Raw genomic sequence first — 26,442 nt, 5'->3', positions numbered from 1 at the left:
ATTACTTTGTATAATTATCATAATGGATTGATTGCGTTATGTAAAATGAATGATTTAGATTATATAATAAAACTCATATCGATAAGGTGAACCAAACATGAAAAGATAGAGAGGATGGCTGCCCTTGAGCAAATACGTTTTTAATAAGGTAGGAACAGTAGCAGATTTAGAAGTACATATTGAAGAGGCTATTGATCGTACAATTGTCGAAAAAAGGCTGGTTGGTGCTGGTATACGAGTTACGCTTAATGAGGCGCAATATTATAGTTACGCTGCCGGATGTCCAGACCGTGAACAAAAGTCTGGGGGGACCTCTCAGTGAGCCTCTCCCTCTCCCGCAAAAATATAATTGCATTGGCTGCTATATGTTTGTCCGCATTGATGTTCGGCCTCGAAATTTCCAGTGTGCCAGTGATACTGCCAACTCTGGAGAAAGTATTGCATGGCGATCTTAAGGATATGCAATGGATTATGAACGCTTATACCATTGCATGTGCCACAGTTCTGATGGCTGTTGGAACGCTGGCTGACCGGTATGGAAGGAGGCGTATTTTTATTATCAGCCTCGTCTTGTTCGGTGTTACATCCTTGATTTGTGGCTTGGCGCAAAGCACATCGGTTCTGATCATCAGTCGGTTTCTTCAAGGGGTGGGTGCTGGTGCGATGCAGATTTGCCAGATAGCAATTCTTTCACATCGGTTTCAGGAAGGACAAGAACGCAGCAAAGCCTTTGGCATATGGGGGATCGTGTTCGGTATCGGCCTCGGTTTTGGACCTATCATCGGCGGCATAATCGTGGCCGTGTTGAACTGGCACTGGGTTTTCCTGGTCCACGTTCCGTTGACCATCCTCACTTTGATTCTTGTTTTTGGTGGCATAGAAGAGTCCAGAGATCCGCAGGTGAAAAAGCTGGACATTATCGGCATCGTCACGCTTTCATTGACAGTTTTTGGCCTTGCATACTTTATCACGCAAGGGCCGGAACTCGGCTTTACCAGCAGAGCATCCATCAGCATCCTTGTTGCAGTAGCAATAAGTTTCATTATTTTTCTATTTGCGGAAAAGCTCAGCGCCCATCCGATGTTTGACTTTTCCGTATTCAAGATACGTAATTTCTCCGGCGCTCTCCTTGGCTCCATCGGCATGAACTTCAGTTTCTGGCCGTTCATGATCTATCTGCCGATCTATTTCCAGAGTGGCCTGGGTTACGGCATCGTAGCCGCCGGGCTGTCTCTCTTGGCTTATGCGCTGCCCACCTTGGTAATTCCACCTCTGGCAGAGCGTTTTTCGCTCCGCTACCAGCCGCGCATAGTCATTCCATCAGGTCTGTTCATCCTCGGTATGGGCTTCATTTTGATGAAATATGGCAGCGGCAGCGATCACGCCAGTTGGTTGACCATGCTCCCTGGCTCCTTGTTGGCTGGTATTGGGCTTGGCTTAACGAACACGCCTGTGACCAACACGACCACCGGCTCTGTTCCAAGTGCCCGTGCAGGCATGGCTTCCGGTATAGATATGAGTGCTAGATTGATCAGTCTAGCCATCAATATCGCTGTGATGGGATTCATCTTGCAGGCAGGTATTTTGTCTTATTTGAAGAGTGCCCTTTCCGGGACTCTCAGTGCAGTGCAATTGCGGTCTGTAGCCGAAAAAGTAGCCGCCGGAAATACTGTATCTCTCAGGCAGAGTTTGCCAGAACTCTCCTCTCTGGATGCGTCTGGAGCCGTCGTCCATGCGGCGCTTATGCACGGCTTTGGCTTGATAATGCTCTACGGCGGTATTGGTGTCTGGGTTCTAGCCGCGATCAGTTTTATGATTTTTGGACCTAAGAGAGCATAAAGACAATCCCGGGGATATCGAGGTACTGAAAAAGTCCCCCATTGTTGATAGTAAGAGAATATCCAAAGAAAAACGAGCCTCTAGAATCGCTTCTAAGGCTCGTTTCGCGTTCAGGGAGACATATTTGTACCCCTAAAATCTTTGTATTTTCGGAAATCAACAGTTTTTCAGTGGCCTTGATCAATTCAGAGGTCATCTTTTTATGCTTAGAAAGGTACTTTGTATGAACAACTACAGTTCCCACTCTTCCCGTAAAAGCCCCATTCGGATCGAATCATAATACTCTCCATTATAATATCTGCACTTGCGAAGCCTGGCTTCGAGGGTCATGCCTAGCTTCTCCCCCACCTTCATCATCCGATGGTTTCCTGACCATGTTGTAAAACCTACTCTCACTAGAGGTAATGTATTAAACAAATGTGTGATCCATAGTCGAAGCGCCCTCGTACCATACCCACCGCTCCAATACTGCGAATCAAAAATACCAATTCCCATTTCAATCCATTGGGAAGGCTTATGCTCCCAATAATAGCTCACTGATCCAATGACCTTGCCTTCCACTTCAATGATCCAAAAGTCATCTTGTCCGATTCGCTTTTCCTTATCTTTTAAATAATCATCCAAAGAAAGTGTCTTATGTTCATAATAAGGCGCATCCCATTGTTTCCATTCCGGTGCTTCTTCTTTATAAGTTAACGTCCAAAGAGCCCGTAAGTCTTCTTCTGTAACGGGCCTAATGGTTAAATCCTTATCCGTATACAACGAACACACTCCTTTTATAATAAAATTCATTCTATCTATATTGGGCTATATCGGGCTTTATTGTATCTGCTTTTGCATTATTTCAAATTTCTATATTCGTCCGTCTTTGGAGCCAGTGCAAATTCAAGTTGACAAACAATCAGAAATAATATATCTTAATATCAAGATAATAAATATAAAGAAAAGTTTTCCGACTGATTATTTTGTTTAGAAAAACCTAATCATATAAAAACCAAGGAGGATAATGACATGAAACTATTAGGATTGCATCACGTTTCGGCGATTACAGCAGCGGCGGCTAAAAATGTTGATTTTTACACTCAGGTAATGGGACTTCGGTTGATTAAGAAAACGGTGAACCAGGACGATGTTAGTGTGTATCACCTTTTCTACGGAGATGAGCGCGGAACTGCGGGTACGGAAGTCACTTTCTTTGAAATTCCACATGCGGGACAAACTCGTACAGGCAATAACAGCATTTCAGCGCTCTCCCTACGGGTACCGAATGACAAGGCACTGGATTACTGGAAAAACCGCTTCGAGCAACTAGATGTAAAGCATGGTGAAATTACGGATCAAGCAGGACGCTTGGCGCTTTCGTTCGAGGATTTTGAAGGACAACGCTTCTTCCTCGTTTCAGATGAGCATGATAATGGAATGCGCGGCGGCACCCCGTGGGAGAAAAGCCCTGTCCCTGCCGAGTACGGCATTGTAGGACTTGGACCGGTTCATCTGACCATTCCCAAAGCGGAGAATACCATTCTTATTCTTGAACAGGTTATGGGCTTCCGCAAAAAAGGCTCCTACCCTTCCCCTATTGCTGGACAACCGGATGTGGTCATTTATGAAACGGGTGAAGGCGGTACGGGAACTGAAGTTCATCTGGAAGAGCGCAACGATCTGCCACAAGAGCGACCAGGACGCGGCAGTGTACATCACGTAGCTTTCCGTGTTGAAACCGAGGAAGAGCTCAAACAGTGGGTAGAGCGTATTGGCCAGCTGCAAATTTCCAACTCTGGTTTTGTAGATCGCTTTTACTTCCGTTCCTTGTACTTCCGTGAGCCGAACGGCATTCTGTTTGAATTGGCTACCGATGGGCCGGGGTTTGATACGGATGAAGAACTGGAGTTTCTGGGTGAATCGCTGGCGTTACCGCCATTTTTGGAATCGCGCCGTGCCTCTATTGAAGCCAATCTCAAACCGCTTAATACCAAACAATAATTGAAGTTTAAAGATACGATCAGGTATGGTCAATTCGCCCCATAAATATTTTTATTTCATGTTATTTATCTCATGAATTGTGACCGTTTATTGTGCATAGAACGACCAGAATGACAGAGCAGATCGAACACATTCTACCATCTCCCGGATCTCCTGGACTATCTGGCCTCAAATTTCAAAATGAGCCGATAAATGAAACAAAGAAAGCTTCAGACCGATGAAGGCCTGAAGCTTTCTTTGTTTATCGCGCTTTACTTAACATCAAGCACCATACACTTTAGCTGTAACGAAGTTTACTGCTTGGCTAGCAGGGTCACCAGCCCAAAATGCATCAAAATAAACCCCTCTGCCATTATCCGCATAAACAATGCTTGCACCTTTAACTAAAAATATCCCTACAACAATACCTCCAATCCAGCCTGGTAGACCCAAAGACGAAAGAATACCGGTAAGGGTTGATCCGGATATTGCACCAATTCCCCCAGCGTAAAGGGCTTTTGATTTGATATCATTTATTAATTGATGAGAAAAATAGATACGGTATCCCCACCAAAGTAATTCATAATCCCAATAAGAGGAAGTATTAATCGAGGCTGTAGAGAATTTATTAGTAGGTACTACTTTTAAACTGTTATTATCCGTTGTAGTAACTGTTACATCACCTGAGATATTTTTCGCTTGATTATTTGCTGAATCTAAAGCTTTATTAACGAGTCCAAGTTCATCTTCAGTTAAATTTTTTGAAGCCTCTTCACTTAAAGTGAATGTTTGTGACTGTAGTTTTATGTAGGGATTTGCTTTGTTAATCAATTCTTGGCTGAGTTCAGAGGTTGATTCTCTCTGTACTGCATTTGGCGTTGTTGCTGCCATTGCTGCTGTACTGCCGATAACAAGCATTAACATAACTGATGCCATCAAAGTCGATACAAATTTCTTCATTTTACCACTTTCCTCCTAATAATATGATATAATTGTAATAACAATATATAGAGTACCATATATAAGCTATTTTGGGTACATATTTTTTAGAAGGAGTTGTCAATTTTGAAAAACTTTTCAAAAATCTTATTCATTGGATTTTTCACTGGAATCTTGACTATATTTATACTTACTGGAAAAGTAGAACTAAATGGTTTACTAGTTTGCTTTTTAAGCGCAGGAATAATAGCAGTAGGATATCTGGCTATATATTTAATAAAGAAAAGGCGTAAATGATTTAACACGGGATTGGAGACCTCGAGTGTTCCAACTCGCTTGGACTGATTTATATAATTACATCACCTAATACAGTGCTATCACATTACCTAGATGGCATATGTATAAAATCCAGCATTTTTTACATATGTCTAGCCTTCCGTGGAACAATGCAAAAAAGCAGAGATTTGGCCATCCAGCTGATCTCTGCTTTTCTCCCGGTTCCTTTGATTTTCGCCTATGCCCATTTCCGAAAAAACTCCTTATTCTGGCTTACCCTTCGGTGGAACATGGCCGTTCACTTCATCCAAAAGCTTCAGCACGTTGCCCCAATTTCTCGGCAACCGGTTTTTTACCTGTTCTGCCGGCATTTCTTCGTCGCCAAAATGACTCCCCACGGATAAACTTTCCCTTCTGCATCAATTCATGGTTAATTTAGAATAACCCAAAAAATCGTTTGTGCTTGCCGTGCAGCTCCAGCCGCGAAACAGCCCCGCAATTTCCGTGAGTTGCTGATCTGCACGTTCTTGAGCTTGGCGCACTTCCTCCAGCACACCATTTACCTGGTCACCAACCCCGGAATACGCCCACTGCTCCACAACAGCATTTATGGCGCTCTGATGCTCAATGCCACGATTCAGGAAGTCCAGCAGCGCACAAAAGGCTACTTTGTCGTGATTTACAAAGGCTCGATGCTCTTTTTCATCCTTAGCAAACGCATAGCCAGCTTCTTCAAGAGTTCTCGCATACTTATTGACCATTTACACAAAGAGGCATTCCGCTATCTGTAAGCTTTTCAGCTTTGACAGGTAAGCGAAATGCCCTTTTTAATTATGCTTACAGCTTTCTATCATCCACACTGTTCAGCCATGCTTCGATTTCTCCGATTACAGAGGCGATACAGCCATCTTGGAACGGCGAGATTAGTCCAGCCAACTCAACCAATCCGGTAAAAGATCGACTTCCCCCGGCACGGCATAGCTTCAAATAATCTTCCCACGCAGCTGTCCGGTCGATACTCATGCGTTTCCAGAATTGGAACGCGCACAGTTGCGCGAGTGTATAGTCAATATAGTAGAACGGGGATTGAAAAATATGACCCTGTTTGTGCCAAAACCCGCCCTGCTCCAGATACTCGTTGCCTTCATAATCCAGATGCGGTTTATACTTACGTTCAATGGAGCGCCATGCGCTTTTACGTTCGGCTGGGGTCCAGTCTGGATGTTCGTATACGGCATGCTGGAATTCGTCCACGGCTACGCCGTAAGGCACGAACAGCAACGATGAAGATAGATGTTCAAAGTGATATTTGTCCGTATCTTCTTCGAAGAACAGATTCATCCAAGGCCATGCGAAAAACTCCATGCTCATAGAGTGGATCTCAGCCGCCTCCATAGTTGGCCAATGGTACTCAGGAATTTCAAAATGTCGGCTTTCATAGACCTGGAAGGCATGACCTGCTTCATGCGTCAATACGTCGATATCCCCGGATGTACCATTGAAATTGGAGAAAATAAACGGCGTGCCATATTCGCTCAAAAATGTACAATAGCCTCCGCTTTGCTTGCCTTTTTTGCTGATCAAATCCATCAATCCACGTTCAATCATAAAGCTGAAAAATTCATGTGTTTCCGCTGAAAGTTCCTCATACATACGTGCTCCATTGCGAATGATCCACTCCGGGTCACCTTTAGGCGTAGGATTGCCTGACAGGAAGTTGAAGCCCTCGTCATAATAGCGAAGCTGATCTACTCCGATCCGTTCGCGCTGGCGTTCCTTCAGCTTGGTTGCCAGAGGAACGATGTGCTTCAGCACCTGCTCGCGGAAATTGGCTACCATTTTGGCATTGTAATCTGTACGTCCCAAGCGAGCATAGCCCAATTCTACGAAGTTGTCATAGCCCAGCTTGTGTGCCATGCGCGTGCGCACCTTCACCAGTTCATCATAAATCCGGTCCAGCTCGTCCTCATGCTCACTCATAAATTGATATTTAGCCTCGGAGGCTTGTTTGCGCGTCTCCCGGTTGGTAGCCATTTCAAAAGGCAGGAGCTGCGACAATGTGCGTTCTTCTCCCTCGAACGGGATCTTCGCTGAAGCAATCAATTGAGCATATTCCGAGGTCAGCTTATTTTCCTGCTGTAAATCCTCAATAATATCTGGGTGGAACGACTTGAGTGCTACCTCGGCAATACTGAAAAGCTGGCTGCCCCATTGGCTCTCCAACTCGGTTCGGAATGGAGAATCCACCAATGCCCGGTAGTAATCGGTTACATACTCCTGAATAACCGGCATGAAATCATCAGCGTACTCTTGCTCCGCTTTGTAAAAGGCGTCCTCCGTATTAATGGAGTGCCGAACTTCCACCAATTGCAATTGCGTTTCCACGTTACTGCGCAGCTTGTTAATCGCATGAATCACTTCATTTTGACGTTCTACGCTGGCCGCTTCACGAAACTGCTGCAACAGCGTTTTAAACCGCTGTTCAATTTCAGGTTGCTCTGGTCGGCTGTAAGCCATTTGGCTGAATAAGGTCATTGCTTCGGTTCCTCCTTAAATGTAATAAATCTGATGCCTATTATACAGTACGATTAGACCAAACTGGAAGCTATAATTCCAAAAAAATACAACCTCAAGAGCCGCAATACCATGTATTGCGGCTCTTGAGCCTCATCTAACTCTATATATCAAAAAAGTCATGGTCTAAAACAATCTAATATATATTCAGCCTGATGGAGATTTATAAGTCTTTCTAAGATCGCAGACCTTTATGCTTTATTGATTTTGCAAACGATGTGCCGCATGCAGGGTTGGACCGACGAATTCATTCAGCTTGAAGCTACCTTCAATGGCCTGTGTAATGAATCTCTTGGCCTGATCCACTGCTTCACGTACAGTCAGCCCTTGAGCCAAACCAGCCGTTACCGCTGCCGAAGTGGTGCAGCCTGCACCGTGGGTAAAGTTTGTTTTTACAACATCGGCTTCAAACCAGTCAAAAGTGATTCCGTCATATAGCAGATCCATCGCTTTACCTGCGCGAATTTTGCCACGGTCCTTGATCAGTACATGCTTAGCTCCACGCTCATGGATAATCGCAGCTGCTTCCTGCATCTGCTCCAGTGTCGTGATCGGTCCATTCTTCGCCAGTTGCGAAGCCTCGAACAAGTTCGGTGTTACCAGGTCAGCGCCAGGAATCAACAATTCCAGCATCGCCTCTGTATTTTCCGGCTGGAGCACTTCATCCGTGCCTTTGCAGACCATGACCGGGTCAATTACGATCCGCTTCAGATCATGCTTTTTCAAATGACTGGCTACCAGCTCGATAATTTCAACGGAACCAAGCATACCTGTTTTCATCGCATCAAAACCGATACCTTCCAATACAGTACGCAGCTGCGCTTCTACCACATCCAACGCAACAGGATATACAAGATGATCCCAGGTTTTAGGACCCATCGCTACTACGGTTGTCAATACGGTCATGCCATATACGCCAAGCTCCTGAAAGGTTTTCAGGTCTGCCTGAATACCCGCTCCACCGCTTGTGTCGGAGCCGGCTATCGTTAATGTTTTGGGAATCGTCATTTGTACATGCTCTCCTTCACTTTCTGTGCTGCATTTATCCTAATCCCGCTCGCGAAACTTGTCAACGCGCAAAACGGTCCTCTCTATGCTAAAAGTCACAGGCGACGACAGTAGCTAAAAAACGAGAACATCCCCTTTTGAAACAGGAACATCCTCGCAATAACGTGTTATATGAAGAATTCGAATGAAATTTAGAATTATAAATACCCACCGGTACTATGATCATAGGCATGATTCTTTTCATTTGCACGTACGCCTAAGCACAGACTCTGATACAACTGCTGCTGTTCCAGTGTAGCAAAATTCCGATGCTGCTCAAATAAAGCCATACAACCAATGATATGTTCTGTATAGCTATTATCGACAGACAGTTGCAAGCAATGCAGTGTTTGTCCCACTCCCTCGGGGTAATCGCCTTTTCGGAAATAGTATTCCGCATACACCTTACAAAAGGATGCAAAGCGAAATGCGTTAAAGTGCTTGCGATAATGAGTGTCCCATCGTTCCGGTGCAAGCTGCCAAAAGCTTTTGAGTTGCTGACTAAATAGTCCCAGTTCGGCATCCACGAAATAACCAAACCGGTTCGCTGATTCGAGCAAGGTGTTCAAGCCCTCCAGTGTCTCATCCGGATGCTCACGCAGGTAAGTAATATAATCATAGATTGCAGAAGTGTTGCCCATTTTAATTTCAATACAAAGTCGGTTGCCCTGTGCATATACACGATGTAGGTTGACCACTTTCCAGCCTTCCTCGTCTAAACCCTCAAACCAGCTCAAATCTGCATAACCTTCAATCCATTGCTTGGATTCCTCATATCTACCCTGAAACTCATAGCAACTGGCCTTGAGCAGATGCCCCTGAGCATAGTAATAAACGAGCGGCTTAAGCAGCTCCAGGTGCTCATCTCCAAAACGGTTCCGATTGCGATACAATGCCTGCGCCAGCTCTCTTAGCTCGTCCGCATACATTTCCATCTCGGACCATTGCATTTTTAAAGCAAACACTTGAGATAGCATATGTAAGCCTTCCAGTGCGTAAATTTCCGGTAGACGACTACGGTACAAATGGAATTGTACAGCAGCCTTCAAGTTCCGTTGGTTATCCTTAATCTGAATCTGGAATATACGGAAATAGCTGATCGCCAATCGTTCAGAGTGGGTATACTTTTCACTCTCGATGACACAATCATACAGAAGCATGGAAGCTTCATGTCTGCCATCCTCAAACATCGCTTCTGCGGTCTCAAAAATAGCAGGAACGTTCGATAAATCGTCCATCAAATAGCCAAGTACACTGCGTATACACTCCAGCTTGTTCAACTCTGAGCAACGCAGGAGAAACGGACGCAACCTTCTCCAGTGTGGTAAGGAATGAATAAAACATTCATCAACATACATCTCGAACAAAGATCCTTCTTCCAATCCCATGGCCTCGGTAATCAAATCCAGCTGATTGACTGAGATCGGCCGTGGTGGGTTCCGGTTAAGTATACCGCTAAGTGTACCCGGATTTACCTTGGAAGCATCTGCAAAACATTGCATTGAAATGCCTTCACTTTGAATATACTTTTCTATTTCTGCGCGGATCGTGGTGTTTTTTTCCAAAGGGACACCCCCTCAAACGAATGATGGTGACTTTTTCATTACCTTTTAAACCAAAATTTGTTTAATCAAAGTATATGTCTATTTATACGAGAGGTCAATAACTTTAAATACGACTCAGGACATATAAAATCACGAATTTTGTACGATTTTAAAACTGTTTTATGAAAAAAGACCGTCCTCTGTGGGACAGTCTTTTTCTATTATTTTGATGCTGTGGACTTATAGGACAAAAACAAGTTAGCAGTTTTACCGTGAACGTCCGAAATCGAGGGCAAACTTAGCGTATCCCTCTACCGTTAAGCCTTCATAAAGCAACTCCGAATAGGCATTAGCGGCATCCGTTGCTTGCGGTGAGGTCAGGAAGGTCACATGCGGACGCCCTGACCATGGGGCGAGGGACCAATGGCCATCAGCTTTTGGCGTCAACGTCTTCATATGCCGCACGTATTCAGTCAGCACATGACGGTTCTCATCCGGTGAAGCAAGTATGATTCGCTCTCCACCCGGATTGACCAGCGCAGAGGAAAACGCGCGATAGTTATTCGTAACAACCAGATAATTTCGCTGCATATCCATCGGTTCGTCATCAAAAGACATCTGATTGATTCTGTGTGCATCTGGGTCCTTTAGGCCCCCGTCAGCATCATATCTGGCTGGCTGTGTTACATCAATCTGATACCTGATGCCGTCGATGATATCGAAATTAAAGCTTGGAAAATCAGAATTAATCAGCTCTTGCTCTTGTTCTGCTGAAGGATCAATTTGCCGGAATTGTCCAGCAGACCACTCCAGCCATTCCCGGATTTCCGTTCCGCTCAGCCGAACGACATGCAACGTATTCGGAAAATTGTACAGATCGGCGATATGCTTGATCGCCAACGTCCCCGCCGGAATATGGGTATAGTACGATGGGCCATATCTGCCACCTGTTTTAAAAGGAGCTGCTGCCGACAGAACGGGCAATCCTTCGTGCTCGCTCCCTTGCATCTGCTGCTTCACATACCACATTTGCGCATCATTCACGAGCTGAACCGAAGCATCATCCATCACCTGAGCAAAAAAGCTGTTCACCGCCACCGTCGTCTGACCTACAGGTGCACGAATATACTCCAGTGTTCCGGCGTGCTCTTCTGCTACCGCCAGCTGAATGGCAGTATCCGGTTGTACCAGCGCTTCCTTGCGTATCGGATCATACACCGGGCGTACCTCGGCAGCAGATGCAGCCACTTGCCACTTCTCTCCACTAAAGGTCAGCTCCAGATCAATGATACCCAGATGATCCCCCCAAAAGCCCGGCTCCACTGCTGGGATATCGTGGATGGTACCTCGCTCTACATCAACACCTGTTTTCCCCATAAACGAAGGTCCGGGAAATACTTTATGTGCATGACCAAACACAATGGCATCGATCCCTTCCACCCTGCTCAGATGCAGCACCCCATTTTCCATATCAAGCGTTTCGGGAATATCCTCAAAGCCTGCATGGGGCATAGCAATGATGAGATCGGCTCCCGCCGCCTTCATTTGTGGAATAAACCGTCTTGCCGTTTCCAGCATATCTTTGACGATGATTTTCCCCTCCAGCCACGCCTTGTCCCATTGCATAATTTGCGGAGGGACAAAGCCGATGACTCCCACCTTCAACAGATGCTTACCACCTGCTTCATCCTCTACCGTCTTATCCAGCAATAGATAAGGTGTAAAGTAATTTCGTTCTTGTTCTCCCGCTATATAAATGTTGGCATTCACATAAGGAAATTGCGCTCCTCGAAGGCAAGTCTGCAAGTATTCCAGTCCATAGTTAAATTCATGATTCCCGATATTGCCTGCCTCATACCCAAGCAGATTCATAGCTTTATAGGCGGGATGCACCGCGCTTGGGTCCTGTTGGATTCGCTGTACAGCATAATCTCCCATCGGATTCCCCTGAATCACATCTCCGTTATCCAGCAGCAGGTGATTGGGTACCTCCGCCCGGGCTATTTGAATCAAGCTGGCTGTTTGCGCCAGACCGTAATGCAGCGTCTCCTGATCCGTATAATAATCGTAATTCCACAAGCTGACATGCAAATCGGTTGTAACCATAATGCGGAATTTCACTCTCACAAGGCTTACATTGTCCTGATCTGCCTTTTCGTTAATATCCAAAATATCCAATCTTGTTCTCTCCCTCAGCTTCGGTCATAGAGCTTGAACAAGTCTAACAGAGCACTGTTAAGAGAATGTTAAAACAAGCATTTTGCATAAATCCAGAAAATGGTTTTAAACATACGATAAATTTTACATCATTTTTACCAAAGTCAGGAGTGGTTTTTACCCTAGCTACGGGACTAGCTGTTAAGATTTGGTTTGTCACAGCATTTACAGGTTTTTTATTATCGTTATCACTATGTTTAGGGGGAAATTATTTTGTTCAAAAAAGCACTGACCTTGTGCATGACTTTCACACTGGCAGCGGGTCTAGCCGCTTGTGGCTCCAATGCAAGCAATAACAACAGCGCGTCCACTCCGGGTACAGATGGCTCTAAAAACGAAAGCACAGCCTATGTTCCTAAGGAGTTAAAGGTACAGTTCGTTCCTTCTCAAAATGCAGATACGCTCGAAGCCAAAGCCAAACCGCTCGAAAATCTACTGGGTGACAAGCTTGGAATCCCGGTGAAAGTAACTGTATCTCCTGACTACAATACGATTGTGGAAGCCATGTCTTCCAAACAGGTAGATGTAGGATTCCTTCCGCCGAATGCTTATGTACTGGCCCACGATAACCGTAAAGCAGCCGACTTGCTGTTGCAAGCTCAACGCTACGGAATTGAAGATGCTACAGGTAAGGACACGACTGAAAAAGTAAACTTTTATAAAGCAATGATCGTGGTGAAAAAGGATTCTCCGATTCAAAGTCTAGCTGATCTGAAAGGCAAGAAGGTTGGCTGGCAAAATGTAACCTCCTCCGCAGGCTACGTGTACCCTGCAGCAGAGCTGAAAAAAGCTGGCGTGGACCCGGATACGGATGTGCAGGGTGTGACAATCAAAGGCCACGATGCTGCTATTCTGGCGTTGCTGAACGGTCAAGTTGATGCGGTAGCTGTTTTCCAGGATGCACGTAACACGGTGAAGAAGGAAATCCCGGATGTATTTGAAAAAACTCGCGTCATTCATTACACAGCTAAAATTCCAAATGATACCGTCAGCGTACGTTCTGATATGGATCAAGCGTGGAGAGACAAGATCAGCCAAGCCTTTATTGACATCGCCAAAGATCCTGCAGGCGGCGAAATCATTAAAGAGATTTACACCCATGTAGGTTATGAAAAGGGCGACGATAAAAACTTCGACTCTGTGCGTGAATACGCCGAAGCCGTTGGTCAAGCGGTTAAGTAATCGGAACAAACAAGGTACTTTAATGAAGTAACAGCTACGAAACAGGCTTTACGAATGACAGGGCAGCACCGTCCATGTATTCATGGCGGTGTTGTTTTCATTCCACCCCATCGGGGGAGAAAGTTGGGAGCATATGATCGAATTCCGTAACGTATCGAAAACATACCCGAATGGCACCAAAGGGTTGAACAATATTAATTTGACGATTCAGGAGGGAGAAATGGTCGTCATTGTCGGCTTATCCGGTGCAGGTAAGTCTACCCTGCTGCGTTCCATTAACCGACTGCATGACATTACGTCCGGCGACATTGTCGTGGGTGGCAGGTCTGTCACGTCTGCTGGAAGCAGCGAGCTACGGCGTATTCGCCGTGATATCGGCATGATCTTTCAAAGCTTCAATCTGGTTAAGCGTTCGACGGTGCTCCGCAATGTACTTTCCGGCCGCGTCGGCTATCATTCAACGCTGCGAACCATTCTCGGCCTCTTTCCGAAGGAAGATATCGAACTGGCACTAACAGCGCTGGAGCGCGTGAACATCCGCGAAAAAGCCTACAGCCGGGCAGATGAGCTGTCCGGTGGCCAACAGCAGCGCGTATCCATCGCCCGTGCTCTGGCGCAGGAGGCTAAAATCATTCTGGCGGACGAGCCTGTCGCATCGCTGGATCCGCTGACCACCCGCCAGGTCATGGATGACCTTCAGCGGATCAACCGTGAAATGCAGATTACGACCATCGTCAATCTGCATTTCATTGATCTCGCGCGCGAATATGCAACGCGGATCATCGGATTGCGCGCCGGGGAAGTGGTCTTTGACGGCACACCGGAGGAGGCTACGGATGAGGCCTTTGCGGAGATCTACGGCCGGGCCATCAAGCATGATGAGCTGCTGGGAGTGGGATCATGAAGCCCGACTCTACTGCCCAGCCGCTCTCTTCGACGCAACCGTCACCGCATGCTGGACCGCCTCAGCCAAGTAAGCCGCCCGCAGGGCCACCGTTGCCAGGACGTTACAAACGTTATGCCACCTGGATGATTTTTATCGTGGTGCTGGTAGCCTGCTCCATTCATACGGATGCCACACCTTACCAGTTGATCGTCGGCTTGCCGGAGATGGGCAAATTGTTGGGGGAAATGTTTCCACCCGACTGGAGCTATCTGCCTACCATCTGGAAACCGATGCTGGAAACGATCCAGATCGCCATTGTTGGCACGACACTGGGAGCCATATTGGCGATCCCTGTCGCGTTGCTGTGTGCCTATAATGTGATGCCGCGCAAACTGATTTCGCTGCCGATGCGCACGATCCTGAATCTAGTACGGACGATTCCCGATTTGCTGTTTGCCTCGATCTTTGTGGCGGTGTTCGGCATCGGGCCGTTTGCAGGGATGCTCGCCCTGCTCTTCTTCTCCTTTGGCATCATAGCCAAGCTGACCTTTGAGGCGATTGAAGCCATTGATCCCGGGCCGCTGGAAGCCATGACCGCTGTTGGCGCGAGCCGCATTCAAGTCATCGCCTTTGGTGTGGTTCCGCAGGCTCTTCCTTATTTTGTGTCGTACTTGCTGTATACCTTTGAGGTTAATGTACGCGCAGCTTCCGTTCTGGGCCTGGTCGGGGCTGGCGGTATCGGTCTGTTGCTTGACCGTTCTCTGGGGCTGTTCCGATATGATCGGGCAAGCATCATTATTCTACTGACCCTCGTCATCGTCCTTGCGATTGATTACGGCAGTAACCTGCTACGGAGGAAATTATTATGAATGATCCTACGCTTCGCAGACCTATTGGCTCCCGCCTGCGCCTATGGGCGATAGCTATTCTGCTAATCATCATTTATATTTGGGCTTTTCGCGGGATGCAGTTTGAAGGATTACAGGGGACGGCTAAAAGTGTCTCTGTCGCTATATTGGACGGCTTCCTTCATCCCGACTGGTCGTTCGTCTACATCCCTGAAGGAGAGGATTTGCTGCGCGGGTTGCTGGATACGCTGGTCATTTCAGTGCTCGGAACCTTCGTATCCGCATTTGTCTGCCTTCCGTTCGCCTTTTGGGCGTCCAGCAATATGACCCGTCTGCGTCCCTTATCGGGTAGTGGGAAATTTGTGCTTAGTGTCATCCGGGTATTTCCCGAAATGATCGTCGCCATCTTGTTTATCAAAGCCGTTGGACCCGGCTCGTTTGCGGGTGTGCTTGCCCTCGGCATTCACTCCATCGGCATGCTGGCGAAGCTTTTCTCGGAAACGATCGAAAGTGTCGATCACGGGCCACAGGAAGCTTTGATCGCGTGCGGTGCCAATCGTTGGCAGGTGATCTTCTTCGCCGTGCTACCACAGGTGATTCCACAGTTTCTTTCGTATTCGCTTTACCGTTTTGAAATTAATATCCGTTCTGCTACCACGCTCGGTCTGGTCGGTGCAGGTGGTATCGGTACTCCGCTACTATTTGCACTCCAAATGCGCAACTGGAACCGTGTAGGCGTTATTTTGCTCGGCATTGTGGTTCTGATCATTTTGACGGATCTGATTTCCGGCTGGCTGCGCAAACGGATCGTATAATTAGAACTCTAAACGCCCAAAAAGCCTCTCCTGTGTAAAAAGGGACATGTCATGCTCCCATTCACTCGGAAGAGGCTTTTGTCGTTCAACATCTCCCTGCCAATTCATCTATGACCCGTCGGACTTCCTCAGCCGTATTGTAAAAATGAGGAGCCACACGGATAACATCCTTTCGTGCTGAAACGATCATATTTTGGCTTCTCAATTTCCTCTCCACAGCCGACACGTCGGCTACTTCAACAGCGAGCAAGCTTGGTAATGTGCCTCCCCTGTAAGGTACACGTATGTGTAACCCTTTGCGCCGTCCATATTCAACGGAAAAATCCAACAACTCACTCATATAGGCCTGAATATTCGTGACTCCGATCTCTAGCAGCAGCTTTAAAGCCGCATTGGCGGCAAAAATGCTAATGAAAGAAGGCAATCCCGTCTCAAAGCGTCGGGCTCCCGCCGCCGGAACCGGGTGAGCAATATCAAACCGGGAAGCGGGCTCCTGCCCAAGCCAGCCTGTAAGACGGGGCTTGAAGCGGTCTATTCGATCCTTGCTTACATAAAGAAAAGCCACGCCCGGAATTCCCAGCATATATTTGCGGGCTCCCGCGACCAAAATATCTACGCCCATTGCCTTAACGTCCACTGGAACGATCCCTGCAGACTGATAAGCATCCACAAACAGCAACGCCTGATTTCGGTGAGCTATATCTGCAATGGATTTTAAATCCTGCTGAAATCCGTTGGTATAGTTCACTTGTGACACCATAACGAGCGCAGTTTTCTCCGTAACATGCTCCTCATACTGCTCTATCGTCACTTCTCCCTCGATGGAGGGGATACAGCAGATGTGATCATGGAACATCTCCTGTGCCTGCCAGATGTGTCCCACCGTCGGAAAGTCGGTGTCCGTATACACAATGCCTTCTTTTCCCGGTACATAAGGAAGGGCTGTAGCCACCCCAGCAATCGCCTCAGAGGCTGAGGACAGGACCGCAATTTCGTCAGGCTCCGCCCCGATGAGCTTGGCAAAATGCCCTCTGGCCTCCTCCAAACGTGCCATAGACAGATCGCCGTTATGACCGTGTTGCAGCAAACTTCGATGATATTCCTCAATGGCAGCGGAAACCGGCCTCGATACAGCCCCCTGTGAACAGCTCCCTACATGGATATGTGAGGACAGCACTGGAAACAGCTGACGGTAGGACTGAAACGGATGTTTCATTTTTCCCTTCGCTCCTCCTGGGCACACCAACGTGCCTTGATATGATCATTTTATTATCCATATAAGCCACCTTAGAACAAGGGCCTCTCTTCCCATCTTCTCGCCGTTAACAGACGATAGACGCAAAGAGAGGCCCTGAGGGATCATATACAAAATCATAAATTAATGCACGCGTTTGCGTCCAAACCAGCTTTTAAGTACCAAGGTTGCCAGAGCAAGTAACAATAACAACGAGGCCACCGCAAAAGATGCCGAGAACTGATATTCGTTATACAAAATTTCTACATGCAGCGGCAGTGTATTCGTCTCTCCACGGATATGTCCAGAAACGACGGACACTGCACCGAACTCACCCATGGCTCGCGCATTACACAAAATGATGCCATACAACAAACCCCACTTGATGTTCGGCAGCGTCACTTTCCAGAAAATGCGCCAACCGCGCGCGCCCAGCATGACAGCCGCTTCTTCCTCCTGCTGTCCCTGATCTTCCATCATTGGAATGAGTTCTCGCGCCACAAATGGAAAGGTGATGAACAGCGTCGCTAAAATAATACCAGGCAAACCAAATATAATTTTAATATCATGCTCGTCCAACCACGGTCCAAGCCAGCCCTGTGCGCCGAACACTAATACATACATCAGCCCTCCGACGACAGGAGAGATGGCAAAGGGTAAATCAATTAAGGTGACCAGCAAGCCTTTGCCGCGAAATTGAAATTTCGTGATCAGCCAAGCGGCAGCTACACCAAATACCGTATTCAGCGGTACCGTTATCGCTGCCACCAGCAGCGTCAACCGCAATGCGGACATGGCATCCGGGTCCCGTAACGCTTCGACGTATACGCCCCATCCTTGCTTGAGTGCTTCGGTAAGCACGACGATTAGCGGCAATACCAGCACCCAGAGCAAAGCTAAAAAAGCAGCACCAATCAGCGTCCACTTCACCCAAGCGGCCTCGGTCGTGACCCTGTTGGGCGGTGCAGATGAAGGCACTGGTGCAGAAGCAAGCTCCTGCCCAGTTATCGCTTGTGACATAATCTATCCCTCCTTAGAACGTGGATATCATGCGCAGCCCTTCATGTTAACATTAGATAGTCACATTAGACAGTTGCGTTTAGGCAGTTACGTTAAACTGCACGGCGCCGTGACCAGCGCTGAATGCTGTTAATCACGAGTAACAGCAAGAATGAAATTACCAACAGCATCAACGCTACTGCCGTAGCTCCTGCATAGTCATTTTGCTCCAGCTTGGACATTATGAGCAGTGGAGCAATTTCCGTCTTCATCGGCATATTGCCAGAGATGAAGACGACAGAACCGTACTCGCCTATACCACGGGCAAAGGCGAGCGCAAAACCCGTCAACAGCGGTGGCACCAGCTCCGGCACAATAACGCTGCAGAAGATACGCCACCTGCCAGCTCCCAGCGTAGCAGCGACCTCCTCCTCGTCCTTATCCAGCTCCTCCAAAACCGGCTGCACTGTCCGTACGACGAATGGAATGCCAATAAACATCAATGCTAGCGTAATTCCCGTCTGAGAGTATGCCAGCCTCCATCCAAGCGGTTCAAACAATGAACCGATCCAGCCGTTCTGCGCATACAGAGCAGTCAAAGCAACCCCCGCTACCGCAGTAGGCAAAGCAAAGGGCAGATCAATCACCGCATCAAAAATTCGTTTTCCCGGAAACTCATAACGCACCAGCACCCAGGCTATCAATAAACCGAGAAACAGGTCGATCAGCGCCGCAGCCGCAGCACACAAAAAGCTTACCTTGTAGGAAGCCAGCACCCTAACATCAGTCGCCACGTCCCAAAATTTCTCCCACGTCAGTCCAGTTGAATTCAGAAGCAGTGCCGATAAAGGCACCAGCACCACCAGACTGAGATACAGCACACTATAACCCATTGTTAACCCGAACCCGGGAAGTACGCGTTTTCGAGTGGCTTGCACTTGACTCATGTTCTGTCCATCCCTCTCTGAATCCATTCACTATGACACTTGCGGCTACCGACCCAATCCCTACACAGTCCACCTATTTTATGAACTGCCGGGTACATAAATCTGGTCAAAAATGCCCTTGTCGCTGAAATGCTTCTGCTGCGTCTCCTTCCATGTCCCGAATACATCCTTCAAGGTCACGAGCTCCAATTTAGGAAATTGATCCTTGAACTTTGCCGTCACGCTCTCCAGTGTTGGGCGATAATAATTTTCGGCAGCAATGGTCTGCCCTTCTTCACTGTACAAATATTTCAGGTATGCGTCCGCCACCTCGCGTGTACCTTTTTTATCTACCACCTTATCAACTACCGCTACCGGTGGTTCCGCCAAAATACTGATCGACGGATACACGATATCGAATTTGTCCGCACCCAGCTCCTTCACCGAGAGCAGTGCTTCATTTTCCCAAGCGATCAGTACATCGCCAATTCCACGCTCTACGAAAGTCGTTGTCGCTCCACGTGCTCCGCTATCCAGTACCGGCACATGCTTATACAGCTCCTGTACAAACTGCTGGGCCTTGGCTTCATCGTTATTGTTCTTCTTGAGCGCATAGGCCCAGGCTGCAAGATAGTTCCAACGTGCTCCACCCGAAGTTTTAGGATTCGGTGTAATAACTTGCACATCGCCACGGATTAAATCGTCCCAGTCCTTAATCCCTTTCGGGTTCCCTTTGCGTACCAGTAACACGATGGTTGAAGTGTACGGGGCGCTGTTATGCTCATATTTACTTTGCCACCCCTCTTTAACGAGTCCTTTTTCCTGTAGCGCATCAATATCATAACCCAGGGCCAGAGTTACCACGTCCGCGTCCAGTCCGTCCTGCACAGAACGACTTTGCTTGCCAGATCCTCCGTGAGATTGCTTGATCGTAACCTTCTGCCCTTTCTCCTTCTCCCAATGGGCGGCAAATGCTTTATTATATGCCTCATACAGCTCACGGGTCGGATCATAAGAAACATTGAGTAACTCCACGTCCTTGGAACCGGCAGCAGAGCTACCATCCGCCTGCGTCCCTCCCTTGCTTGCCCCGCAAGCGCTTAGCATAATCGTTAAAACCAAAGATAGTCCGAGAATAAGTCCACTTTTCCATTGCCTTTTCATCAAGACACCCCGAATTCTATGTAATTTGTATTCATTTACGCCTGTTATTGACAGACATAATCAAAAAAAGAGCGGAGAATTCCCTGATGCAGCCCTGATAGGTCAAACCTGTCACGTGGACAGTGTCTGCCTGCTGTTCCTAGAGGTTCTCCGCCAAAATGGCGAGATCATACATTAATTCTTTAATTCCTACCTGTTTAATGAGTTATATGGATATAATACGAGAGTTTAGGAGTGATGTCAAACCTTTTTTTGGTATGTATCATCTGGACTTTTCTTTCTTTAAGGGGGGGCAGTCAGAAACATTATATATGTTTCCGACCGTTTAGAGGTCATTTACACACGAAGTACGACTTAGTTGGCAACCGTTTCAAGATTAATCGAAAAGACTCCAAAAAGCTTCGGATTGTCCGTAGCTCTTCTCAACCACAGTTCACCCGATCCCACCATGACTCCCTGATAATTAACAAACAAATCATCTGTCTTTTGATTCACCAGCGCCTCGCGAATTGCGTCCGTAAAAATCTGATCATACTTGGCCATAAAATCTTTCTTATTCGGAATCGTTAGCGACTTTTCACTATCATTAACACGCAGAGGGTACAAAATATAATTGGCCACTTTTTCCTTGTCATTGTCGGCAACTGCCTTCTGCAGCGCTTTGAACGTGTTCAAAAACGCTTTAGGATCTTGAATACCTGCTACCTCAAATGGATTTTGCGATGGATTGGAGGTTGCCGGAGAAGAAGATGTATCCGATGAAGCAGATGGAGCCGAAGGAGTTGATTTTTGTGCATCAGTACCGCTGTTTTCTGCACTCTTGCTCTCTTTCGCTGTTTTGTCACTTTGGGCTGAACCGCTACGACTACCACCGGCTCCGTTCTCGATCACGCTTGTACTGCTTCCAGTATCAATGGTTTCAGCATTCTTATCCTGACCACAGCCAGTAAGTGCTACAAAGGTAAGTGTAAGTAAAATGGCTGTGAGTGACAGCCTCCGTGACATCTTTTGATTACCGAATTCATGGTTTTTGGGCACAACGGGTCATCCTTTCTGCTTTCTGCTCTGACCTATTCTGTTCATTAAGTCTTCAACCGTTCTATTGTAACATAAGTAGACTAATGACCGCATGTCGTGCCCTTTCTGGAAGGAGCTTACAGTGTAATATATGCGAAGGTTTTAACGTTTCCTTGCGATCCATCGTCCGTACTTACTTTTAAAATCATCTCTTTTAAGGAGTCATTTGCAGCTTCATCCTGTCCCTCTGGCTTTACAAACACCAGATCGTGGCGTTCTCCCAGCTGCAACGTTCGGCTGGAAAACCCGCTCGTTGACCCTTGCAAGTCTAATCCATTCGCACTATTGAGCTTGTATTGTATGGGTTGCTTACCTGTATTCTTGATACTGATGTACAACTTGCGTTCCTCTCCACCATTTGATTTCCTCCTCTTCTTATCTTTCCTTCAGTCGTCACCGTGATTGCACAGATGGAACGGCTTATCTTCTATAAGGAAGCGATCCAGCCAGGTCATTTTGTATATAAAATCGGGTGCCGATTCGATGAATCCATTCACAATGTCCAAGGAACGCAGATTTTTCAGGTTTTGTAATTCAGGAGGCAACGTACGGATTCCGCTATACTGGACATCCAGATACTCCAGTTGTTGCAGCTCTCCGATTTCAGGAGGCAAATGCCGAAATGCCAGCTCCGCCTTGGGAATCACTTTGAAATCTGGGGCCGGACGATCATAGCATCCACAGCTGATCCTCAGGTTTTTGAGATGGGTTAGCTTGGCAATGTCAGCGGGTAGCTCTTCCAAATCCGCTACTTGTATCGTCAGTGACTCCAACGATTCCAATTCGAACAAAGCGTGCGGTAGTGTTCGTATATCCTGCTCGAAAATAGTCAGATGCTTCAGGGAATACAATTCTCTAATCCGTTCCGGTATCTCCCTCAAGCCAAACCGCATAAGCTCTACTCGATCCGGTTGATGCCGAATAGCATCGTCCAGAAAAATATCTATATTCTGATGATATTCAGGTTTGTGAATAAACACACCGGGGATAAGCTTCTCCAATTCATCCGCTTCTTCTGTAGCCATGTTTAGTCCACCTATTCGTTCGTGAGCTATGTTAATGATCCAATCCCTTCCCTCCGCATTCTGGAAGCACAAATCCTCAGGTAATTGGGGATGTACCCAGGAAAACAAACTAGACGCCGCCTGCTTTAATAATCCCCCTGCCTCGGGCGCACACTGGTATCGGTAAAATGTTCCTTGTGTGTAGGCAATGGAATGGATGCCCCTAATTTCCTCATAGGAGTGTGTGGACAGCATAAAAGGATTCAATTGCTGTAACAATTCCTTGAACAGGACATCCTGGTCGATCACTCCATTCTCATCCTCTGTCGCCCATTTATGTATGCCCAGCATAAACGTGTCTGCCCGTTCCATAGCATAATCAATCAGTCTTTCATAGGCTGCTCCCCGGACATCGCTGTATAATCTGAACATGTCTCTCCCCCTCTGTGCAACCCTCGGCCTTACAATAAAAAAAGCCGAACTCATATCTATTATGAGTCCGGCTGTCATATTTTTCAAACTTGATCAAAGACACTCAACACGACTTTATAAATATGGCTTATCGCTTACTCTGTCACTGTTCCGTAGATTAGTACTGGCGCTTCCGCGTGATCCGCAATACGGATGTTGGCGTAGATTTTCTCCAGCACTTGGGCTACATCTTCACGGTTCGCATGGATAGTAACCAGTGAATCGCCTTTTTGAACAGCATCCCCGACCTTTTTGTTCAGCATCAAGCCGACAGCCAGATCAATCTCGGATTCTTTGGTCGCACGTCCTGCTCCAAGCAACATCGCTGCGGTACCGATTTCGTCAGCCACGATTTCAGCTACCACACCGTCCTGCTTCGCAGGCACCTCAATAAGATATTGCGCTTGCGGCAAGCGTTCAGGATGATCCACTACAGAAGCGTCACCGCCCTGATTTGCAATAAACTCTTTGAATTTCTCCAGTGCTTTGCCATTGCGAATGACTTCTTTGAGCTTCTCTTCGGCGTTTTCGAGGGATTCTGCTTTCCCTGCCAAAAACACCATCTGACTGCCCAAAGCCATACACAGCTCTTCCAGATCTTTTGGTCCTTCGCCACGCAGCGTATCAATCGCTTCTTTCACTTCCAGCGAGTTACCGATGGCCAGACCCAGCGGTTGACTCATATCGGAAATGACTGCCATCGTTTTTCGACCCACATTGTTACCGATGCACACCATGGCATGTGCCAGTGCTTTGGCATCATCTACGGTTTTCATAAATGCGCCTGCACCTGTTTTTACATCAAGCACGATGGCATCGGAGCCAGCAGCGATTTTCTTACTCATAATCGAGCTGGCAATCAGCGGAATCGAGTTGACCGTCGCTGTAACGTCACGCAAGGCATACAGCTTTTTGTCCGCAGGTGTCAGGTTGCCGCTTTGCCCGATGACCGCAATTTTGCTGCGATTCACCAAATCCACAAATTCGTCCTTGCTGATTTCGACGTGGAAGCCTGCAATAGCTTCCAGCTTGTCGATCGTTCCTCCGGTATGTCCGAGGCCGCGGCCTGACATTTTGGCTACCGGAATGTCCAAGGCCGCTACGAGCGGAGCCAGTACCAGCGTTGTCGTATCACCCACACCGCCAGTGGAATGCTTATCGACCTTTACACCTTCAATCGCGGACAGATCAATGGTATCACCCGAATGAACCATCGCCATTGTCAGATCAGCGCGTTCGCGTTCAGTCATATCTTTGAAGAAAATGGACATCGCCAATGCACTGACTTGATAATCAGGAATTTCACCCTGAGTGTAGCCTTGGATAATAAAATTAATTTCCTCTGTACTCAGTTCTTTTCCGTCACGTTTTTTCTCAATCAAGTCTACCATTCTCATATGTCATTTCTCCTCACTGTGCGTATGATCGTTTACAGAGATACTGCTGTATCCAGTGCAACTTCCATCATTTCTTTAAAAGTTGTTTGCCGTTCTTCTGCGGTCGTTTCTTCCCCCGTCAGCAAATGATCGCTTACCGTCAGAATCGTCAGTGCGTTTACGCCAAACTTGGCTGCCAGCGTGTACAAAGCCGAAGTTTCCATCTCTACACCCAGCACGCCGTATTCCATCAGCTTTTGTACCACTGATTTGTCATCACGGTAGAAGCTGTCTGAGCTGAATACATTGCCGACATGCATGTTCAAGCCTTTGGCAACACCGCGATCATAAGCGCCCTTCAATAGATTGAAGCTGGCAATCGGCGAGTAATCGTAGCCGCCAAAGATATGGCGGTTCATGCCGGAATCCGTACAGGATGCCTGTGCCAAAATGACGTCACGAACGTGCACATGCTCCTTCATTCCGCCGCATGTACCCACGCGGAACAGGTTTTTCACACCATATTCGCTAATCAGTTCGTTGACATAAATACTGATGGAAGGCAGCCCCATCCCAGTTCCCTGTACAGATAGGCGTTTGCCTTGGTACGTACCCGTGAATCCGAGCATTCCGCGTACCTCGTTGTAGCAGGTCACGTCCTCCAGATACGTTTCAGCAATAAACTTAGCCCGTAACGGGTCTCCTGGCAGCAAAATCGTTTCTGCAATTTCTCCGGGTTTGGCTCCAATGTGTACACTCATGTTTTTTTATTCCTCCGTCCCATTTGTCCATGCTTGTATCGTTATTTATATCGTTACTAGTAATCTTGCTTGTACTCTTGCTGGTCCTTGATTACTGAAGGTCTGCCAAAAAGCTCGTTCCGTGTTCAGGCAGTTTCACACCAAAGTTATCCGCCACGGTCGCTCCAATATCAGCAAAGGTTTTACGAACCGCAAGCTCCTTGCCCCCAGCTGTAAAACGCGGGGAATATGCCAGCAAAGGTACATATTCGCGGGTGTGATCCGTTCCCCGATACGTCGGGTCATTCCCATGGTCCGCAGTGATGATTAGCAGATCGTCATCGGTCATTTTGGCAAAAACCTCTGGCAGACGCGCATCGTAATCGTCCAAGGCTTGACCATACCCCTGCGGATCACGACGGTGACCGTATACAGCGTCAAAGTCCACCAAATTCAGAAAACTTAATCCGGTGAAATCCTCATCGAGCGTAGCCACCAGCTTATCCATGCCGTCCATATTGGACACCGTACGCACCGCCTTCGTCACACCCTCACCGTCATAAATGTCGGAGATTTTACCCAAGGCGATCACATCTAGACCTGCATCCTTCAGCTCGTTCATGGTGGTGCGACCAAACGGTTTGAGCGCATAATCATGTCGGTTGGAGGTACGAGAGAAGTTCCCTGCCTCGCCTACGAACGGACGTGCAATAATGCGACCCAGCATGTACGGATCTTCCAGCGTGATTTTACGGCAGAACTCGCAAATCTCATAGAGCTCTTTCAAAGGTACAACTTCCTCATGCGCCGCAATTTGCAGCACAGAGTCCGCCGAGGTATAGATGATGAGCGCTCCAGTTTTCACGTGTTCTTCACCCAGCTCATCCATGATTTCCGTTCCACTGGCCGGCTTATTGCCAATAACTTTGCGGCCTGTGTGCTCCTCAATGCGCTGAATCAGCTCATCCGGGAACCCATCAGGAAATACACGGAAAGGAACAGCAATATTCAAGCCCATGATTTCCCAATGACCCGTCATCGTATCCTTGCCATTGGACGCTTCCTGCATCTTAGTGTAATACGCAAGCGGCTTGTCGGCCACTTCCACACCTTCTATGGAACGAATATTGGATAGACCGAGCTTACCCATATTCGGCATCTTTAGACCACCGCGTTCGCGGGCAATATGACCGAGTGTATCTACATCGTAATCATCAAACTGGGCAGCATCCGGCGCTTCGCCGATACCAACCGAGTCCATAACCACCAAGTGAATTCGTTTGAATTTAGACATCATAAAAATCCTTTCCTAACTCGCTGTT

Annotated in this window: 25 protein-coding genes; 7 read left to right on the top strand and 18 right to left on the bottom strand. The window is 47.3% G+C overall.

The features are described 5' to 3' along the window. Nucleotides 1-124 precede the first annotated feature (124 nt). Together MHB54_RS17315 and MHB54_RS17310 are read left to right on the top strand one after the other, a co-directional pair. Nucleotides 125-322: a hypothetical protein gene (locus tag MHB54_RS17315; protein WP_264454519.1), complete on the top strand. Its 198-nt coding sequence runs from the start codon at nt 125-127 to the stop codon at nt 320-322. After that, nucleotides 319-1,839, top strand: coding sequence for an MFS transporter (locus MHB54_RS17310; RefSeq protein WP_053326123.1), 1,521 nt, complete (start codon nt 319-321; stop codon nt 1,837-1,839). Before MHB54_RS17315 ends, MHB54_RS17310 begins: the two co-directional genes overlap by 4 nt. 231 nt (nt 1,840-2,070) lie before the next feature. Here MHB54_RS17310 and MHB54_RS17305 read toward each other — a convergent pair whose 3' ends face one another. Next, a complete protein-coding gene (locus MHB54_RS17305; protein WP_264454518.1) occupies nt 2,071-2,601 on the bottom strand; it encodes a GNAT family N-acetyltransferase in 531 nt (176 codons plus the stop codon). Nucleotides 2,602-2,850: 249 nt separating this feature from the next. Between MHB54_RS17305 and MHB54_RS17300 the strand changes: the two genes are divergently transcribed. Further along, entirely contained in the window at nt 2,851-3,822 is a 972-nt protein-coding gene (locus MHB54_RS17300; protein ID WP_264454517.1) for a ring-cleaving dioxygenase, read from the top strand. A 261-nt stretch (nt 3,823-4,083) separates the two neighbouring features. Here MHB54_RS17300 and MHB54_RS17295 read toward each other — a convergent pair whose 3' ends face one another. From MHB54_RS17295 to MHB54_RS17265, 7 genes are all read right to left on the bottom strand, one after another. Continuing rightward, on the bottom strand, nt 4,084-4,761 hold the full coding sequence (locus MHB54_RS17295; protein ID WP_028541794.1) for a hypothetical protein: 678 nt from the start codon (nt 4,759-4,761) through the stop codon (nt 4,084-4,086). A 518-nt stretch (nt 4,762-5,279) separates the two neighbouring features. Then, nucleotides 5,280-5,414 carry a hypothetical protein gene (locus MHB54_RS17290; protein WP_256026502.1) on the bottom strand — a complete coding sequence of 45 codons (135 nt, stop codon included), beginning with the start codon at nt 5,412-5,414 and terminating at the stop codon, nt 5,280-5,282. A 21-nt stretch (nt 5,415-5,435) separates the two neighbouring features. Beyond that, on the bottom strand, nt 5,436-5,777 hold the full coding sequence (locus MHB54_RS17285) for a hypothetical protein (RefSeq protein WP_264454516.1): 342 nt from the start codon (nt 5,775-5,777) through the stop codon (nt 5,436-5,438). Between the two features lie 76 nt (nt 5,778-5,853). Continuing rightward, nucleotides 5,854-7,551 carry a M3 family oligoendopeptidase gene (locus MHB54_RS17280; RefSeq protein ID WP_264454515.1) on the bottom strand — a complete coding sequence of 566 codons (1,698 nt, stop codon included), beginning with the start codon at nt 7,549-7,551 and terminating at the stop codon, nt 5,854-5,856. Nucleotides 7,552-7,788: 237 nt separating this feature from the next. After that, a complete protein-coding gene (gene thiD, locus MHB54_RS17275) occupies nt 7,789-8,598 on the bottom strand; it encodes a bifunctional hydroxymethylpyrimidine kinase/phosphomethylpyrimidine kinase (RefSeq protein ID WP_013312022.1) in 810 nt (269 codons plus the stop codon). Nucleotides 8,599-8,795: 197 nt separating this feature from the next. Next, nucleotides 8,796-10,202 carry a hypothetical protein gene (locus tag MHB54_RS17270; RefSeq protein WP_023990369.1) on the bottom strand — a complete coding sequence of 469 codons (1,407 nt, stop codon included), beginning with the start codon at nt 10,200-10,202 and terminating at the stop codon, nt 8,796-8,798. A gap of 246 nt (nt 10,203-10,448) precedes the next feature. After that, nucleotides 10,449-12,359: a bifunctional 2',3'-cyclic-nucleotide 2'-phosphodiesterase/3'-nucleotidase gene (locus MHB54_RS17265; protein ID WP_264454514.1), complete on the bottom strand. Its 1,911-nt coding sequence runs from the start codon at nt 12,357-12,359 to the stop codon at nt 10,449-10,451. A gap of 252 nt (nt 12,360-12,611) precedes the next feature. Here MHB54_RS17265 and MHB54_RS17260 point away from each other — a divergent pair, with 252 nt between their 5' ends. The 4 genes from MHB54_RS17260 to phnE (MHB54_RS17245) all read left to right on the top strand — a co-directional run bounded on the left by MHB54_RS17260 (nt 12,612) and on the right by phnE (MHB54_RS17245) (nt 16,129). Next, nucleotides 12,612-13,580 carry a phosphate/phosphite/phosphonate ABC transporter substrate-binding protein gene (locus MHB54_RS17260; protein WP_025722520.1) on the top strand — a complete coding sequence of 323 codons (969 nt, stop codon included), beginning with the start codon at nt 12,612-12,614 and terminating at the stop codon, nt 13,578-13,580. A 133-nt stretch (nt 13,581-13,713) separates the two neighbouring features. Next, the gene (gene phnC / locus MHB54_RS17255) at nt 13,714-14,484 is read left to right on the top strand and encodes a phosphonate ABC transporter ATP-binding protein (protein ID WP_023990372.1); all 771 of its coding nucleotides are present in this window, start codon (nt 13,714-13,716) and stop codon (nt 14,482-14,484) included. Further along, the gene (phnE, locus tag MHB54_RS17250) at nt 14,481-15,335 is read left to right on the top strand and encodes a phosphonate ABC transporter, permease protein PhnE (RefSeq protein WP_028541790.1); all 855 of its coding nucleotides are present in this window, start codon (nt 14,481-14,483) and stop codon (nt 15,333-15,335) included. Before phnC ends, phnE (MHB54_RS17250) begins: the two co-directional genes overlap by 4 nt. After that, nucleotides 15,332-16,129, top strand: a complete 798-nt coding sequence (phnE, locus tag MHB54_RS17245) for a phosphonate ABC transporter, permease protein PhnE (protein ID WP_013312028.1) — start codon at nt 15,332-15,334, stop codon at nt 16,127-16,129. Before phnE (MHB54_RS17250) ends, phnE (MHB54_RS17245) begins: the two co-directional genes overlap by 4 nt. Before the next feature lie 85 nt (nt 16,130-16,214). Here the strand turns inward: phnE (MHB54_RS17245) and MHB54_RS17240 are convergent, their stop codons facing one another. From MHB54_RS17240 to deoB, 10 genes are all read right to left on the bottom strand, one after another. Next, complete coding sequence (locus MHB54_RS17240) at nt 16,215-17,345, bottom strand: aminotransferase class V-fold PLP-dependent enzyme (protein ID WP_264454513.1); 1,131 nt, start codon at nt 17,343-17,345, stop codon at nt 16,215-16,217. 162 nt (nt 17,346-17,507) lie between these two features. Then, on the bottom strand, nt 17,508-18,383 hold the full coding sequence (gene cysW, locus MHB54_RS17235) for a sulfate ABC transporter permease subunit CysW (RefSeq protein ID WP_264454512.1): 876 nt from the start codon (nt 18,381-18,383) through the stop codon (nt 17,508-17,510). Nucleotides 18,384-18,475: 92 nt separating this feature from the next. Next, nucleotides 18,476-19,309, bottom strand: a complete 834-nt coding sequence (gene cysT, locus MHB54_RS17230; protein ID WP_264454511.1) for a sulfate ABC transporter permease subunit CysT — start codon at nt 19,307-19,309, stop codon at nt 18,476-18,478. A 78-nt stretch (nt 19,310-19,387) separates the two neighbouring features. After that, complete coding sequence (locus MHB54_RS17225) at nt 19,388-20,452, bottom strand: sulfate ABC transporter substrate-binding protein (RefSeq protein ID WP_023990376.1); 1,065 nt, start codon at nt 20,450-20,452, stop codon at nt 19,388-19,390. A gap of 354 nt (nt 20,453-20,806) precedes the next feature. Beyond that, entirely contained in the window at nt 20,807-21,490 is a 684-nt protein-coding gene (locus MHB54_RS17220) for a hypothetical protein (RefSeq protein ID WP_053326131.1), read from the bottom strand. Nucleotides 21,491-21,606: 116 nt separating this feature from the next. Next, nucleotides 21,607-21,867, bottom strand: coding sequence for a hypothetical protein (locus MHB54_RS17215; RefSeq protein ID WP_264454510.1), 261 nt, complete (start codon nt 21,865-21,867; stop codon nt 21,607-21,609). 48 nt (nt 21,868-21,915) lie between these two features. Further along, complete coding sequence (locus tag MHB54_RS17210) at nt 21,916-22,965, bottom strand: leucine-rich repeat domain-containing protein (RefSeq protein ID WP_076264974.1); 1,050 nt, start codon at nt 22,963-22,965, stop codon at nt 21,916-21,918. A gap of 134 nt (nt 22,966-23,099) precedes the next feature. Then, a complete protein-coding gene (locus MHB54_RS17205) occupies nt 23,100-24,401 on the bottom strand; it encodes a pyrimidine-nucleoside phosphorylase (RefSeq protein WP_264454509.1) in 1,302 nt (433 codons plus the stop codon). A 32-nt stretch (nt 24,402-24,433) separates the two neighbouring features. After that, on the bottom strand, nt 24,434-25,141 hold the full coding sequence (gene deoD / locus MHB54_RS17200; RefSeq protein WP_023990381.1) for a purine-nucleoside phosphorylase: 708 nt from the start codon (nt 25,139-25,141) through the stop codon (nt 24,434-24,436). A gap of 91 nt (nt 25,142-25,232) precedes the next feature. Then, on the bottom strand, nt 25,233-26,417 hold the full coding sequence (gene deoB / locus MHB54_RS17195; protein WP_264454508.1) for a phosphopentomutase: 1,185 nt from the start codon (nt 26,415-26,417) through the stop codon (nt 25,233-25,235). Between the last annotated feature and the right edge of the window lie 25 nt (nt 26,418-26,442).

Origin of the sequence: Paenibacillus sp. FSL M7-0802 (genome assembly GCF_038004945.1) — a bacterium.
In the GTDB taxonomy this organism is placed as follows: Bacteria; Bacillota; Bacilli; order Paenibacillales; family Paenibacillaceae; genus Paenibacillus; species Paenibacillus polymyxa_B.
Note: the sequence above shows the minus strand (reverse complement) of the source record. Positions and strands in the feature narration are given on the sequence as shown.